13 protein-coding genes are annotated in these 14,221 nt (G+C 71.6%); 8 read left to right on the top strand and 5 right to left on the bottom strand.

Annotated elements, in window-relative coordinates:
- The first annotated feature begins 44 nt into the window (after window positions 1–44).
- Entirely contained in the window at window positions 45–1,535 is a 1,491-nt protein-coding gene (locus J8403_RS28830) for an MFS transporter (protein ID WP_211125707.1), read from the top strand.
- Window positions 1,536–2,272: 737 nt separating this feature from the next.
- Here J8403_RS28830 and J8403_RS28825 read toward each other — a convergent pair.
- On the bottom strand, window positions 2,273–3,247 hold the full coding sequence (locus tag J8403_RS28825; RefSeq protein ID WP_246586388.1) for a helix-turn-helix transcriptional regulator: 975 nt from the start codon (window positions 3,245–3,247) through the stop codon (window positions 2,273–2,275).
- A 110-nt stretch (window positions 3,248–3,357) separates the two neighbouring features.
- Between J8403_RS28825 and J8403_RS28820 the strand changes: the two genes are divergently transcribed.
- From J8403_RS28820 to J8403_RS28810, 3 genes are all read left to right on the top strand, one after another.
- Complete coding sequence (locus tag J8403_RS28820; protein WP_211125706.1) at window positions 3,358–4,899, top strand: MFS transporter; 1,542 nt, start codon at window positions 3,358–3,360, stop codon at window positions 4,897–4,899.
- 132 nt (window positions 4,900–5,031) lie between these two features.
- Window positions 5,032–6,054 carry an aldo/keto reductase gene (locus tag J8403_RS28815; protein ID WP_211125705.1) on the top strand — a complete coding sequence of 341 codons (1,023 nt, stop codon included), beginning with the start codon at window positions 5,032–5,034 and terminating at the stop codon, window positions 6,052–6,054.
- An 8-nt stretch (window positions 6,055–6,062) separates the two neighbouring features.
- On the top strand, window positions 6,063–6,653 hold the full coding sequence (locus J8403_RS28810; protein ID WP_211125704.1) for a TetR/AcrR family transcriptional regulator: 591 nt from the start codon (window positions 6,063–6,065) through the stop codon (window positions 6,651–6,653).
- A 222-nt stretch (window positions 6,654–6,875) separates the two neighbouring features.
- On the opposite strand, the gene J8403_RS28805 is transcribed toward J8403_RS28810, so the two are convergent.
- Together J8403_RS28805 and J8403_RS28800 are read right to left on the bottom strand one after the other, a co-directional pair.
- Window positions 6,876–7,520 carry a response regulator transcription factor gene (locus tag J8403_RS28805; protein WP_211125703.1) on the bottom strand — a complete coding sequence of 215 codons (645 nt, stop codon included), beginning with the start codon at window positions 7,518–7,520 and terminating at the stop codon, window positions 6,876–6,878.
- Entirely contained in the window at window positions 7,508–8,722 is a 1,215-nt protein-coding gene (locus J8403_RS28800) for a sensor histidine kinase (protein ID WP_211125702.1), read from the bottom strand. The genes J8403_RS28805 and J8403_RS28800 overlap by 13 nt, the downstream gene beginning before the upstream one ends.
- Window positions 8,723–8,896: 174 nt before the next feature.
- Between J8403_RS28800 and J8403_RS28795 the strand changes: the two genes are divergently transcribed.
- A complete protein-coding gene (locus J8403_RS28795) occupies window positions 8,897–9,427 on the top strand; it encodes a hypothetical protein (RefSeq protein ID WP_211125701.1) in 531 nt (176 codons plus the stop codon).
- Here the strand turns inward: J8403_RS28795 and J8403_RS28790 are convergent.
- Together J8403_RS28790 and J8403_RS28785 are read right to left on the bottom strand one after the other, a co-directional pair.
- Window positions 9,396–9,689, bottom strand: coding sequence for a hypothetical protein (locus J8403_RS28790; protein WP_246586031.1), 294 nt, complete (start codon window positions 9,687–9,689; stop codon window positions 9,396–9,398). The genes J8403_RS28795 and J8403_RS28790 overlap by 32 nt on opposite strands.
- Window positions 9,690–9,827: 138 nt before the next feature.
- Window positions 9,828–11,210, bottom strand: coding sequence for a glycine--tRNA ligase (locus J8403_RS28785; RefSeq protein ID WP_014060587.1), 1,383 nt, complete (start codon window positions 11,208–11,210; stop codon window positions 9,828–9,830).
- A 150-nt stretch (window positions 11,211–11,360) separates the two neighbouring features.
- Here J8403_RS28785 and J8403_RS28780 point away from each other — a divergent pair, with 150 nt between their 5' ends.
- The 3 genes from J8403_RS28780 to J8403_RS28770 are packed head-to-tail and all read left to right on the top strand — an operon-like array spanning window position 11,361 to window position 14,108.
- Window positions 11,361–12,344 (top strand): metal ABC transporter substrate-binding protein, encoded by a 984-nt coding sequence (locus J8403_RS28780; RefSeq protein WP_211125699.1) that lies wholly within the window; start codon window positions 11,361–11,363, stop codon window positions 12,342–12,344.
- Between the two features lie 29 nt (window positions 12,345–12,373).
- A complete protein-coding gene (locus J8403_RS28775) occupies window positions 12,374–13,234 on the top strand; it encodes a metal ABC transporter ATP-binding protein (RefSeq protein WP_211128474.1) in 861 nt (286 codons plus the stop codon).
- 1 nt (window position 13,235) lies between these two features.
- The gene (locus J8403_RS28770; RefSeq protein ID WP_211125698.1) at window positions 13,236–14,108 is read left to right on the top strand and encodes a metal ABC transporter permease; all 873 of its coding nucleotides are present in this window, start codon (window positions 13,236–13,238) and stop codon (window positions 14,106–14,108) included.
- Window positions 14,109–14,221 lie beyond the last annotated feature (113 nt).

Raw genomic sequence — 14,221 nt, 5'->3', positions numbered from 1 at the left:
CGGTTATGACCGCCGCACCGACAGTATCGATGTAGCGTTCAACCATGCGTGAGCTCAGCCATCGGCGGCGCATGCTCGTGCTGGCGATTTGCTGCATGAGCCTGCTGCTCGTCAGCCTCGACAACACCGTCCTCAATGTCGCCCTGCCGTCGATCCGAAGCGATCTGCACGCCTCCGTCTCCGGGATGCAGTGGACGATCGACGCGTACACCCTGGTCCTCGCCGCGCTGCTGATGCTCTCGGGCTCGACGGCCGACCGGGTGGGTCGCAAGCGCACCTTCCAGACCGGTCTGGTGATCTTCACCCTCGGGTCGGGGCTGTGCAGCCTCGCGCCCAACCTGGAGACGCTGGTCATCTTCCGCATGGTGCAGGCGATCGGCGGTTCGATGCTGAACCCCGTCGCCATGTCGATCATCACCAACGTCTTCACCGAGCCCAGGGAACGGGCCCGCGCCATCGGGGTCTGGGGCGGGGTCGTCGGCATCAGCATGGCCGCCGGGCCGATCGTGGGCGGCGTGCTGGTGGAGTCCGTCGGCTGGCGCTCGATCTTCTGGATAAACCTTCCGGTCGGGATCGCGGCGCTGCTCCTCACCGCCCGCTACGTACCGGAGTCGCGTGCCCCCAAGCCGCGCCGGGCCGACCCCGTCGGGCAGCTGCTGGTCGTCGCGGTGCTGGGCACCCTCACCTACGCGATCATCGAGGCGCCGGACCGCGGCTGGGACTCGCCGCTGATCGTGACCTTCGCGGCCATCGCGGCCGTGGGGCTCCTCGCGCTGATCCGCTACGAGCTGCGGCGTGAGGAACCGCTGATCGATGTGCGGTTCTTCCACAGCGCGCCGTTCAGCGGGGCGACGGTGGTCGCGGTGTGCGCCTTCGCGGCGCTCGGCGGCTATCTCTTCATGAACACGCTCTATCTGCAGGACGTACGAGGGCTCGACGCGCTGCACGCCGGGCTGTGGATGCTGCCCATGGCGTTCATGTGCTTCATCTGCGCGCCGCTGTCCGGGCGGCTGGTCGGCGCCCGCGGGCCCCGCCCGTCGATGCTGGTGGCCGGGGTGGCCATAACGGCCAGCGGGGTGTTGTTCGCCGTTTTCGACGTCCAGACGACCGATCTCGGGCTGCTGCTCGGCTATGCGATGTTCGGCCTCGGCTTCGGCATGGTCAACGCGCCCATCACGAATACGGCGGTCTCCGGGATGCCCCGCTCCCAGGCCGGGGTCGCCGCGGCCGTGGCCTCCACCAGCCGCCAGGTGGGCCAGTCGCTCGGCGTCGCGGTCATCGGCGCGGTGCTGGCGGCGGGCGCCGCGTCGGCGGCGGCGGGCCACATGGGCCACGCCGCCTCGCCCGCGGCCGCTGCCGCGTTCGTGGACGCCGCCCGTCCGGCCTGGTGGATCATCGCCGGATGCGGTGCCGTCATCCTGCTGCTGGGGATGGTGACCACGGGCCGCTGGGCCGAGAAGACGACCCGACGCGCGGCCGCGCTCCTCGAGGAGAGCGCGCCCGCGGGACGGGCATCGGCGAACGCGAAGGCGTAGTTGGCGCGAGGGGGGCGGGCGTCCGCTGAGCACGGTGCCGCCGTGCGGCGGGCTGTTCCCCTCCCCGCCCCTTCCCACAACATCGCCACGGAGCCCCGCCGCGCGGCGGGGCTCCGCCCCGGCCCCGGGCCGGACGCCCCGGAGGGGGTCCAGGGGCGCAGCCCGGGGAACGGGGTCCAGGGATGCAGCCCCTGGGAACGGGATCCTGGGCCCCGGGAACGGGGCCCAGGGGGCGCAGCCCCGGGAACGGGATCCAGGGGCGCAGCCCCCGGGGGAACGGGAGCCAGAGGCGCGGCCCCGGGAACAGGGTCCGGGGACGCAGCGAACGTGGCCCAGGGCCCGAGCCCCGGGGAGCGGGGCCCCAAGGGCGCAGCCCCTGGGAACGGGGCCCAGGGGCGCAGCCCCGGGGGAACGGGAGCCAGAGGCGCGGCCCCGGGAAACAGGGTCCGGGGACGCAGCGAACGTGGCCCAGGGGCCCGAGCCCCGGGGAGCGGGGCCCCAAGGGCGCAGCCCCTGGGAACGGGGCCCAGGGCGGAGCGAACGGGGGTCCAGGGGCCGACCCGGGGGAACGGGGCCCCGGGGCGCAGCCCCTAGGAACGGGGTCCAGGGGCGCAGCCCCCCGGGAAACGGGGTCCAGGGGCGCAGCCCCTGGTTACGGGAAGGGGCGGGGAGGGGAAAGATCCGCCGCACGGCGGCCCCGCGGCCCCGCGGCCCCGCGGCCCCGCGGCCCCGGCGAGTCAGACCGCAGCCGGGGCGGCCTCGGCCGTCGACGCGGGATCCGACTCGGCCGTCGACACGGGATCCGCTCCCGCCCCGCCCTCCGCCGCGAGCGCCAGCGCATGCAGCCGCTCCAGGCGCTCATGCGTCTCCGCGTCCGCCGGGGTGTACGTGAGCAGCTTGGGGCCCTGCCTCGGGCCCGTCCACAGGCTCGTGGAGGCCAGCCGGAGGATACCGACCTGCGACTGCCGGTAGACCTTGATCTTGTCGCCGGGCCGGACCACCTCATGCCGCGCCCAGATCTCCCGGAACTCCGCCGAGGCGTCCTCCAGCCGCTTCACCATCGCCTTCCAGGCGGGCTCGGCGACATGCTCGGCCATGACGGCGCGGAACTTGGCCGCCATGAGCCGGATCGTCTCGTCCCGGTCCACCAGGCTCGAACGCCACTCGTCATGGGTGAAGGCCAGCCACAGGCAGTTGCGGTCCTCCGGCGGCACCTCGTCCAGGTCGCACATCATCAGCCGGTAGGTGCGGTTGTAGGCGAGCAGGTCGAAGCGGCTGTTCTGCACGCAGGCGGGGAACGGCTCGAGCTGCTCCAGCATGCGCCGCAGCGACTGCGGAACGCCCGTGCACTCGCTCGCCGGGCTCGGATCGACGGTCCCGGCGAGCGCGAAGAGATGGGCGCGCTCGCTGCGGTCCAGGATCAGCGCGCGGGCGATGGCGTCGAGGACCTGCGCCGAGACATGGATGTCGCGGCCCTGCTCCAGCCACGTGTACCAGGTCACGCCGACGGTCGAGAGCTGTGCGACCTCCTCGCGGCGCAGGCCGGGGGTGCGCCGGCGGCGGCCCCGGGGCAGCCCCACCTGCTCAGGGGTGATCCGCTCCCGCCGGCTCCGCAGAAACGCGGCCAGCTCGCCCCGCCGTATCTCGGCCCCCGCACTCCTGCTCTGGGCCGTGGCGCCGGGCGTGGCACCGGCCGTGGCTTCCTGCACCATCGTGGTCATGGCTCCAGGGTGCCTAAGGGCTCAGCCGGTTGCCAGGTACTTCTTGTACCAGGATAAAGACACTCTGGTACCAGCTTGAGCGACCACGGATCTTCGTAAGCGTGACCGAAACGCAGATTTCCACGATACGAACGAGAAACGCCGCCCCGGACGCAGCGAAGACGACCGGCACGAAGAACACAGGCGGAAAGACCACCGGCGGGACGACCACAGGCGGGAACACCGGCGGGAAGACCACCGGGCACATCCACACCTCCTCCGGCCCCGCGCTGAGCCCCCTCGGGCTGTTCACCGTGTTGCTGGGCGCGGCGCTGCCGCTGATCGACTTCTTCATCGTCAACGTGGCCCTGCCCACCATGGACCACGATCTCCACGCCGGTCCGGCCGTCCTGGAGCTCGTCGTCGCCGGATACGGCGTGGCCTACGCGGTGCTGCTGGTCCTCGGCGGCCGGCTGGGCGACACCTTCGGACGGCGCAGGCTCTTCCTCGCCGGGATGGCGGCCTTCGGGCTGACCTCGCTGGCCTGCGGGCTCGCGCCGGACGCCTGGAGCCTGGTGGGCGCCCGGGTGGCACAGGGCGCCTCGGCCGCGCTGATGCTGCCCCAGGTGCTGGCCACGATCCACTCCTCGACCAGCGGGACGCGCCGCGCCCGCGCGCTGAGCATGTACGGCGCCACGGCCGGTCTGTCCATGGTCGCGGGGCAGATCCTGGGCGGTGTGCTGGTGGCCGCGGACATCGCGGGCACCGGGTGGCGCGCGGTCTTCCTGGTCAATGTGCCGGTCGCGGTGATCGGCCTGGTCCTCGCGGTCCGTACGGTCCCCGAGACCCGTTCCAACCGGCCCGCGCCGGTGGACGTGCCGGGCACCGTGCTGCTCGCGCTGTCGCTGATCACGCTGATGGTGCCGCTGACCGAGGGGCGGGCGGCGGGCTGGCCGCTGTGGACCTGGCTGGCGCTGGGCGCGTTCCCGTTCGTGGCCGCCGCGTTCTACGTCGTGGAGCGGCGCGCCGACCGGGCGGGAGGGACGCCGCTGCTGCCGCCGAGCCTGTTCGCGCTGAGTGGGCTGCGGCGCGGGCTGCCGATGGTGGTGCCGTTCTCGATCGGCTTCGGTGGCTTCATGTTCGTCATCGCGGTCGCGCTGCAGCAGGGCCTGCGGTACGGGCCGGTCGAGGCCGGGCTGGCGCTGGCGCCGATGGCCACGACGTTCTTCGTGGCCTCGCTGATGGGTCCGCGCCTGGTGGGCCGGTTCGGCAGCCGTGTGGTGACCGCGGGCGGGCTGATCCAGGCCGTGGGCATCGCGATGCTGATGGTGGCCGTATGGCGCGACTGGCAGGGCCTGTCGCTGGCCGGGCTGCTGCCGGGGGTGGCACTGGCCGGGTTCGGGCAGGGGCTGCAGCTTCCGGTGCTGATCCGGATCGTGCTGGCCGATGTGCCGAGCGAGCGGGCCGGAGTGGGGAGCGGCGTGATGGTCACCACCCAGCAGTCCGCGCTGGCGCTGGGCGTGGCGACGCTCGGCACGCTCTTCCTGTCCCTGGAGCCGTCGATGGGCATGGGCGACGCGCTGGTCATCACACTCGCGGCCCAGCTGGCGGCGATCGCGCTGACCCTGCTGCTGAGCCTGCGCCTGCCGCGCGCGGTGGCGTAGGGAGGGGCGCAGGGAAAGGGGCTGATGACTGGTAGGCGATGACAGATATTGAAATCTGTCATCGCACATGCCACGCTTTCCTTGGGAACGCCCCCACCTCGGCCCCCACGTCGCCATCCCAAGGAGCACCCCGTGCAGAACCGCCAGCTCGGCACCACCGGCCCCCAGGTCTCCGCGATCGGCCTCGGCTGTATGGGCATGTCCCCCATGTACGGCGCCGACGTCGACCGGGCCGAGTCCATCGCCACCCTCCACGCCGCGCTCGACGCCGGGATCACCCTGCTCGACACCGGCGACTTCTACGGCATGGGCCATAACGAACTGCTCATCAACGAGGCCCTGCGCACCGCCCCCGCCGCCCACCGCGAACGCGCCCTGACCAGCGTGAAGTTCGGCGCCCTGCGCGGCCCGGACGGCACCTGGCTCGGCCATGACGGCCGTCCCGCCGCCGTCAGGAACTTCCTCGCGTACTCGCTCCAGCGGCTGGGCACCGACCACATCGACATCTACCGGATCGCCCGCCTGGACCCGGCCGTCCCGATCGAGGAGACGGTCGGGGCCATCGCCGAGGCCGTACAGGCGGGCTACGTACGGCATATCGGCCTCTCGGAGGTGGGCCCCGAGACCATCCGGCGGGCCGCCGCCGTCGCCCCGATCTCGGATCTCCAGATCGAGTACTCACTGCTCGAGCGCGGCATCGAGGACGAGATCCTGCCCGTCTGCCGTGAGCTGGGCATCGGGATCACTCCGTACGGGGTGCTCTCGCGCGGCCTGATCAGCGGCCACTGGAGCCGGGAGCGCACCACGGACGCGCAGGACTTCCGCAACAGGGCCCCGCGGTTCCAGGGCGAGAACCTCGACCGCAACCTCGGCCTCGTGGAGGCCCTCCGCAAGATCGCCGACGGTAAGGGCGTCAGCGTCGCCCAGATCGCCATCGCCTGGGTGCTGGCACAGGGCATCCGGCACGCCACCGCCATCGTCCCGCTCATCGGGTCCCGCCGCCGCGACCAGCTCACCGAGGCCCTGGGGGCACTTGACGTTACGCTCGACGCCGACGATATGGCCGCCGTCGAGGAAGCCGTCCCGGCGAACGCCGCCGCGGGCACCCGCTACCCGGAGGCCCAGATGGCCACCCTCGACAGCGAGAAGAAGTAAGGGACCCGATGCCCCCGCCCGAGACCCCCCTGACGCCCGCCCGCATCCTCGAAGCCACTGAGGACGTGCTGCGCCGCTACGGCCCCGCGAAGGCCACGGTGGTGGACGTGGCCCGGGCGCTGGGGGTCAGCCACGGCAGCGTCTACCGCCACTTCCGCTCGAAGACGGCACTGCGCGAGGCGGTCACCGACCGCTGGCTCGACCAGGACCACGACGACCTGTCCCGCATAGCCCATGCGAAGGCCCCCGCGACCGAGCGGCTGGAGAGCTGGCTGCGCACCCTGTTCGCCGCCAAGCGCCGTAAGGCGGGCGCCGATCCGGAGCTCTTCGCCACGTACGTGGCGCTGGCCTCCGAGAACAGCGAGACCGTCGCGGGCCACGTCGAGACGATGCTCGACCATCTCACCACGATCGTCGAAAGCGGCATCGCCGACGGGGAGTTCACCATGCGGGACGCCCGCGCCACGGCCCGCGCGCTATGGGACGCGACGACTCAATTCCACGACCCCGTCTACGCGCCCCGGTGGTCGGACCCGGACATGGACCTGGCCTTCGCGGCCGTCTGCGAACTCCTCCTGGACGGCCTGCGAGCCCACTGAGCGCTCCGCGGGAAGTGCCGCGAGGTGCGGTCGTGCATCCGCGGCTGTGTCGTGGCCGGCCACGCGGCGGAGCCGCATATCGACACGGCCGCGGCGGAGCCGCACATCGACACAGCCGCGCGCTCCTTCGGGGCGCACCCGAACCACACCGGACTTCATCGAGACCGCTCAGGCCCGCCGGGGCTCGGGCCCCTCGCCCAGCCCGCCCGGGGCGGGGGCCCCTCAGCCCACGCCCAGGAACCGCAGCACGGCCAGCACCCGGCGGTGGTCCGCGTCGGCGACCGGCAGGTCCAGCTTCCCGAAGATGCTGTTGATGTGCTTCGCCACCGCGCTCTCGCTGATCACCAGCGCCCCCGCGATCCCCGCGTTCGACCGCCCGCCCGCCATCAGCTCCAGTACGTCCCGCTCGCGCGAGGTCAGCCGGTCCAGCGGATCGCTGTGCCGCCGCACCAGAAGCTGGGCCACGACCTGCGGGTCCAGGGCGGTGCCACCGCCCGCCACCCGCCGCAGCGCGTCGATGAACTCCTCCACGTCCGCGACGCGTTGCTTCAGCAGATAGCCGATCCCGCTCGTGTGCGCGGTGAGCAGATCGGCCGCGTAGCGCTCCTCCACGTACTGCGAGAGCAGCAGTACCGCCGTGTCCGGCCACTGCCGCCGGATGAGCAGGGCCGCCCGGACGCCCTCGTCCGTGAAGCCCGGCGGCATCCGTACGTCCACCACGGCGATGTCCGGGCGGTGCTCCTCCACCGCCGTCAGCAAGCCCTCCGCGTCCGCCGCCTCCGCGGTCACCTCGAAGCCCGCCATCTGCAACACCTTGACCAGGCCGATCCGCAGCAGAACCGAGTCCTCGGCGATCACAGCACGCACGGCAGCTCCACGGTGATGACGGTCGGGCCCCCGGAGGGACTGCTGATCCCGAACGTGCCGTCCACCGAGCCCACCCGCTTGGCGAGCCCGGTGAGACCGCTGCCCCGGGCGGCGTCGGCCCCGCCCTCCCCGTCGTCGGCGACGACGACCCGGAGCATGTCCCCGGTACGGACGACCGTGACATCGGCCCGCTCCGCCCGGGCGTGCTTGGCGACGTTGGTGAGGGCCTCGGATACGACGAAGTACGCGACGGCCTCGACGGTCGGCGCGGCTCGCTCCGGCACATGGACATGCAGCCGAACCGGCAGCGGGGCGCGCGCCGCGATGCCGGAAAGGGCGGCGTCCAGGCCGAGCTCGTCGAGGACGGCCGGGTGGAGGCCCCGCACCAGAGCGCTCAGCTCCTCGATGGCGTCCTTGGCCTCGCGGTGCGCCTCCTCGATCACCTGCCGGGCCTCGTCCGGCAGATCGGTCAGCGTGGCCTTGGCCAACCCCAGGTTGACCGCCATGGAGACCAGCCGCTGCTGGGCACCGTCGTGCAGATCACGTTCGATACGGCGGCGCTCGGCGTCCGCCACGTCGACCGCGCCCGCCCTGCTCTCGGTCAGGTCCTCGACCCGGCGCTCCAACTCCTTGGCGGGTACGGGGCCCAGCAGCGCGGTGGCGGCGCGCACGTCGAGCCGTGCGAGGGCGCCGACGAGCGCGTAGGCAAGGGCCAGCAGGATCACGCCCCCGACCGTGACATACGCGGCCTTGGTCGAGTACCCGACATGTTCGACCCGCCAGGACAGCGGGACGCCCCATATCCAGATGTACACCGTGGCGGCCGCGAGACCGACGAGGGCCATCGTGACGGCCAGCACCCCTCCCCAGGCGACCGCCGGTCCGGCCAACAGGTGGTACCAGAGTTGCCGCGGGGCCACCTTGGGCCCGGTGATCTCGATGTCGAGCAACGCCTTGAAGCGCCACCGCTGGACGCGCGTCAGCACGGGCGTGGCCAGAGCCGGAACGACGAGGGGGAGGGTGAGGGCGAGCATGACCTCCCCCAGGGCCGAGGTGTCCTCGTAGATCAGCCACGGAACGCTCATCGGCACCGCCCAGGCCACGAACTGCACCGCCGCGCCCGCGACACCGAAACCGAGGTCGCGTCGCAGCCGGTGCAGCGAACGCCCGAACGCGGGGCGTATCGCGGTGAGGAGGCTCATGCGACGACCTTAGAGCGGTCCCGATCGGCCGCGCGCTGGACCACATGCCCGGATTCGGGGTGCAACTAGTGCCACCCCAAGTCGGCAACTGGTGTGACCGACACCGGCGGCGGCGCCGACAAGGCTGGTGGCGTGCCCGGGACGACCGGCCGGGCCCGGAAGGAGACCCGCCCCATGACCGCCCTGTACGCCCCCACGCCCACCGCCGCTCCGGCCACCGCTCCGGCAGGCCCGACGACCGCGCGGAAGGCGCGCTTCGCGCTTTTGCTGCGGCGCGTACGCCCGGAGGCGGTGCTGCTGGCCTCGGGGGCGGCGCTGGTCCCCTGGCTGTACGTACTGGCCCGGACGGTGCCCTCCACGGCCCAGGTCGGCCACTGGAACACCGCCTGGGTGGGCCTGGACGCCCTCGAGGCGCTCGGGCTGCTCTCCACCGCCGCGCTGCGCCGACGCGGCGACGACCGCCATCGCCTGACCGCGGCGGCGACGGGAGCGCTGCTCGTGGTGGACGCGTGGTTCGACACGGTGACCGCCGCGCCGGGCGGGGAACTGGCGGTGGCGGTCGCGATGGCGGCCTGCGCGGAGCTGCCACTGGCGGCGCTGTGCACGGCGCTGGCGCTCGGCCGGGGACGGCGAACCGTCCGCGACGACCCGCGGCTCACCCCTGCGAGGCGGCTCACCCCTGCGAGGCGGCCCACCACAGAATGACCGCGGCCGCCGCGAAGCAGGCCAGCATGATCAGGAGGACCTGCCGCCGCGCCGCCGCGTCGGCGGTCATCCGCGGCGAGCCGAGGGCTCCGTGCGCCTGGGCGAGGTGGTCGAGTCCCTTGTGGCGGGCGCCGCCGGAGGTGATCCGCTCCTGCCAGTCGCAGTGCTGGCAGCCGAGCAGCCGCCGTTGCCCCGGACCGTAGCCGTAGCTCACCTCGAAGACCGTGCCGTCCTCGCGGGTGGCGGTGATGTGATGTGTCACGCCTCGCACGATTGGTGAACCCCCCGTTCTGCCGAGCCGACGGGCCCCGGTGCCACGGACATCGCGTCCGCGGCACCGGAGCCCGTCGTCGGGTATGTGTCCGGTGCCCGTGGTCCGGGCGCGATGGCCCGGGCCGGGTCAGCAGCCGATCAGGCGGCCGCCGAGGTAGGACTGGATCTGGTCGAGGGAGACCCGCTCCTGCTTCATCGTGTCGCGCTCACGCACGGTCACGGCGTTGTCGTCGAGGGTGTCGAAGTCCACGGTGACGCAGAAGGGCGTGCCGATCTCGTCCTGGCGACGGTAGCGGCGGCCGATCGCGCCCGCGTCGTCGAACTCGATGTTCCAGTGCTTGCGCAGGTCCGCCGCGAGCCCCTTGGCCTTCGGCGAGAGCTGCGGGTTGCGGGACAGCGGCAGCACCGCGACCTTGACCGGCGCCAGGCGCGGGTCGAGCCGCATCACGGTGCGCTTCTCCATCTTGCCCTTGGCGTTGGGCGCCTCGTCCTCGACGTACGCGTCGAGCATGAAGGCCAGCATCGCGCGGCCCACGCCCGCCGCCGGCTCGATGACGTAGGGGGTCCAGCGCTCGCCGGCCTCCTGGTCGAAGTACGACAGGTCCTGGCCGGAGGCCGCCGAGTGCGCCTTCAGGTCGAAGTCGGTGCGGTTGGCCAGGCCCTCCAGCTCGCCCCACTCCGAGCCGCCGAAGCTGAAGCGGTACTCGATGTCAGCGGTGCGCTTGGAGTAGTGGGAGAGCTTCTCCTTCGGGTGCTCGTACCACCGGATGTTCGCCTCCTGGAGACCGAGGTCCCGGTACCAGTTCCAGCGCTGCTCCATCCAGTACTCGTGCCACGTCTCGTCCTCGCCCGGCTTGACGAAGAACTCCATCTCCATCTGCTCGAATTCACGCGTCCGGAAGATGAAGTTTCCGGGCGTGATCTCGTTGCGGAACGACTTGCCGACCTGGGCGATACCGAACGGCGGCTTCCGGCGCGAGGTCTGCTGGACGGCGAGGAAGTTGGTGAAGATGCCCTGAGCGGTCTCGGGGCGCAGGTACGCGATCGAGCCGGAGTCCTGGGTCGGGCCGAGGTGGGTGGCGAGCAGCCCGGAGAACTGCTTGGGCTCGGTGAAGCTGCCCTTGTTGCCGCAGTGCGGGCAGTTGACGTCGGCCAGGCCGTTCTCGGGGAGGCGGCCGTGCTTGGCCTCGTACGCCTCCTCCAGGTGGTCCGCGCGGAACCGCTTGTGGCAGGAGGTGCACTCGGTGAGCGGGTCCGTGAAGGTGGCGACGTGGCCGGACGCCTCCCACACCTCACGGGCCAGGATCACGGACGAGTCGAGTCCGACGACGTCGTCACGAGAGGTGACCATCGAACGCCACCACTGCCGCTTGATGTTCTCCTTCAGCTCCACACCGAGCGGTCCGTAGTCCCAGGCGGCTCGCTGGCCGCCGTAGATCTCGCTGCACGGGTAGACGAAGCCACGGCGCTTGCTGAGGCTGACGATGGTGTCGATCTTGTCGGCGGCCACGGTGCTCTCTTCATTGATGACGACATTGACGACGAAGCGAATGCTTCAGGTTACCGGCGGCGGCACCCCCCGGATCAAATCGGTAGTCGAAGCGATCAACAAGAGGACAGTTGTTGACAATCGTTTCCATCTTTGTTGAAAATGAGAGTCATGAACATACGTCGCCTCAGGCCCACGACCGCCCTCGTCGGAGCCGCCGCACTGGGCCTGACCACCCTCACAGCCTGCTCCTCCAACGTCGGCGACGGAAGGACGGACGGCAAGCTGGATGTGGTGGCGTCGTTCTACCCCATGCAGTTCCTCGCCCAGCGGATCGGCGGGAGCGCCGTCCATGTGTCCTCCCTGACCAAGCCGGGCGTCGAGCCGCACGATCTGGAGATCAGCCCCCGGCAGACCGCCGATCTCAGCGAGGCCGGCCTGGTGGTCTACCTCAAGGGTCTCCAGCCCTCCGTCGACCGGGCCATCGGACAGGCCGAGCCGAAGCACGTCGCCGACGCCGCCTCGTACACCACGCTGGAGGACCACGGCACCGAGGTCGAGGGCGACCACGGGGGTGAAGGCGATCACGGGGGCGAGGTAGGGCACGGGGGCCACGCCCACTCCGGCGACGCCGCCGCCGACCCCCACATCTGGCTGGACCCGGTGCGCTACGCCCAGGTCGCCAAGGGCGTCGGCAAGGCGCTGGAGAAGGCCGACCCCGATCACGCCACGACGTACAAGAAGAACACCACCGCCCTGGTCAAGGAGCTGACCACGCTCGATCAGGACTTCCGGAGCGGTTTGAAGGACCGTTCTTCGGACACCTTCATCACGACCCACGCCGCCTTCGGCTATCTCGCCGAGCGCTACGGCCTGCGGCAGGAGGCGATCTCCGGGCTCGACCCCGAGTCCGAGCCCAGCCCGGCCCGGATCAAGGGGCTGCACAGCGTCGCCAAGAAGGACAAGGTCAACACCGTCTTCTTCGAAACCCTCGTGAGCGACCGGACGGCGAAGACGCTGGCGGGCGATCTCCATCTGCGGACCGATGTGCTCGATCCCATCGAGGGCATCGGCGACAAGTCCAAGGGTGACGACTACATCCAGGTCATGCGATCCAACCTGAAGGCCCTGCAGAAGGCGCTGGGCACCAAGTGACGGACCACCCCACGGAGGTCGAGGAGACGATGGCGACCGAGGAACCCATGAAAGCCGAGGAGCCGGACATAGCCCCGACCGCGCCCCCGCATCCGGCACCGATCTCCGACTCGAAGGCGGACCCGGCCGCCGACCCCATATCCCTGCGCGGCGCCACCGCCACCCTCGGTGGCCGCCCCGTGCTGCGCGGCATCGATCTGACCGTCCGCCGCGGCGAGGTCGTGGCGCTGCTCGGCGCCAACGGCTCGGGCAAGTCCACCGCCGTCCGGTCCATCGTCGGCCAGGTGCCGCTCAGCGGCGGTGAGCTGGCCCTCTTCGGCACGCCCCGCCGCCGCTTCCGCGACTGGGCCCGGATCGGTTACGTACCGCAGCGCACCACGGCCGCCAGCGGCGTCCCCGCGACCGTGCGCGAGGTCGTCTCGGCGGGCCGGCTGGCCCGCCGCCGGTTCGGCCCGCCGCGCAAGGCGGACCGGGCGGCCGTTCAGCGGGCCCTGGAGCTCGTCGGCATGGCCGACCGCGCCCGGGACCCGGTGAGCGCCCTCTCCGGCGGTCAGCACCAGCGCGTGCTGATCGCCCGCGCCCTCGCGGGCGAACCGGAACTGCTGATCATGGACGAGCCGATGGCCGGGGTCGACCTCGCCAGCCAGGAGATCCTCGCGGGCACCCTCCGCGAGCAGGTCGCCGCCGGCGCCACGGTCCTTCTCGTCCTCCATGAGCTCGGCCCGCTGGAGCCGCTGATCGACCGCGCGGTGGTGCTGCGCGACGGCTGCGTGGTCCACGACGGACCGCCGCCCAAGGCCGTGGGCCAGCACGCGCTGCCCGGCCATGACCACGTCCATCCCCATGCGGCGCCCGACGCCGAACCGATCCGGACAGGGTTGCTGACCTGAGATGCTCGAGATCCTCGACTACGCCTTCATGCAGCGGGCCCTGCTCGCCGCGGTCCTGGTGGGCATCACCGCGCCCGCCGTCGGCATCTACCTCGTCCAGCGCCGCCAGGCGATCATGGGCGACGGGATCGGCCATGTCGCCCTTACCGGCGTCGCCCTCGGCTTCCTGACCGGCACCAACCCCGTGTGGACCGCCGTCGCCGTCTCCGCCCTCGGCGCGATCGCCATGGAGCTGATCCGCTGGTACGGCAAGACCCGTGGCGATCTCGCCCTCGCGATGCTCTTCTACGGCGGGATGGCGGGCGGTGTGCTGCTGATCAACCTCTCGCCGACCGGCTCCAACGCCAACCTCACCACCTATCTCTTCGGCTCGATCACCACGGTCTCCCCCGAGGACGTCGTCGCGATCTCCCTCCTCGCCGCCTTCGTCGTCCTGATCACGCTGGGGCTGCGCCGCCAGCTGTTCGCGGTGTGCCAGGACGAGGAGTTCGCCCGGGTGACCGGCCTCCCGGTGCGCACGCTCAACCTGCTGCTGGCCGTCACCGCGGCCGTCACGGTCACCGTCGCCATGCGCGTCGTGGGCCTGCTCCTGGTCAGCGCCCTGATGGTGGTCCCGGTCGCCGCCGCCCAGCAGGCCACCCGGGGCTTCGCGATGACGCTCGCGCTGGCGATCACCATCGGCGTCGTGGTGACCCTGTCCGGCACGGTCTTCTCCTTCTACAAGAACGTCCCGCCCGGCGCGAGCATCGTCGTCCTCGCCATCGGCGTCTTCGCCGCGATCACGGCGCTGGCCGCACCTCTGGCGAAAAGACGCGCCCGACGGGTGGCCACGGCCGGGGAAGGGTGCACGGTGAGGGACGATGTACTCGTATAAGGACTCTCGTATGACGACGAACGAGGAGGTACTCGACTCGTATAGTCCACGTACTCGTCGCACACTCGACCACCCGGTCTGTCGCTCTCGTCCGTCCCCCGAGCGATAACTGG

The organism is Streptomyces yatensis (genome assembly GCF_018069625.1).
Lineage (GTDB): Bacteria > Actinomycetota > Actinomycetes > Streptomycetales > Streptomycetaceae > Streptomyces > Streptomyces yatensis.
Note: the sequence above shows the minus strand (reverse complement) of the source record. Positions and strands in the feature narration are given on the sequence as shown.

What these genes read in the sequence shown, in the direction of transcription:
- J8403_RS28830 (WP_211125707.1), top strand. Translation starts at nt 45, where the DNA reads ATGCGTGAGCTCAGCCATCGGCGGCGCATGCTCGTGCTGGCGATTTGC.
- J8403_RS28825 (WP_246586388.1), bottom strand. Translation starts at nt 3,247, where the DNA reads ATGGTGCAGGAAGCCACGGCCGGTGCCACGCCCGGCGCCACGGCCCAG.
- J8403_RS28810 (WP_211125704.1), top strand. Translation starts at nt 6,063, where the DNA reads ATGCCCCCGCCCGAGACCCCCCTGACGCCCGCCCGCATCCTCGAAGCC.
- J8403_RS28800 (WP_211125702.1), bottom strand. Translation starts at nt 8,722, where the DNA reads ATGAGCCTCCTCACCGCGATACGCCCCGCGTTCGGGCGTTCGCTGCAC.
- J8403_RS28795 (WP_211125701.1), top strand. Translation starts at nt 8,897, where the DNA reads ATGACCGCCCTGTACGCCCCCACGCCCACCGCCGCTCCGGCCACCGCT.
- J8403_RS28780 (WP_211125699.1), top strand. Translation starts at nt 11,361, where the DNA reads ATGAACATACGTCGCCTCAGGCCCACGACCGCCCTCGTCGGAGCCGCC.
- J8403_RS28775 (WP_211128474.1), top strand. Translation starts at nt 12,374, where the DNA reads ATGGCGACCGAGGAACCCATGAAAGCCGAGGAGCCGGACATAGCCCCG.
- J8403_RS28770 (WP_211125698.1), top strand. Translation starts at nt 13,236, where the DNA reads ATGCTCGAGATCCTCGACTACGCCTTCATGCAGCGGGCCCTGCTCGCC.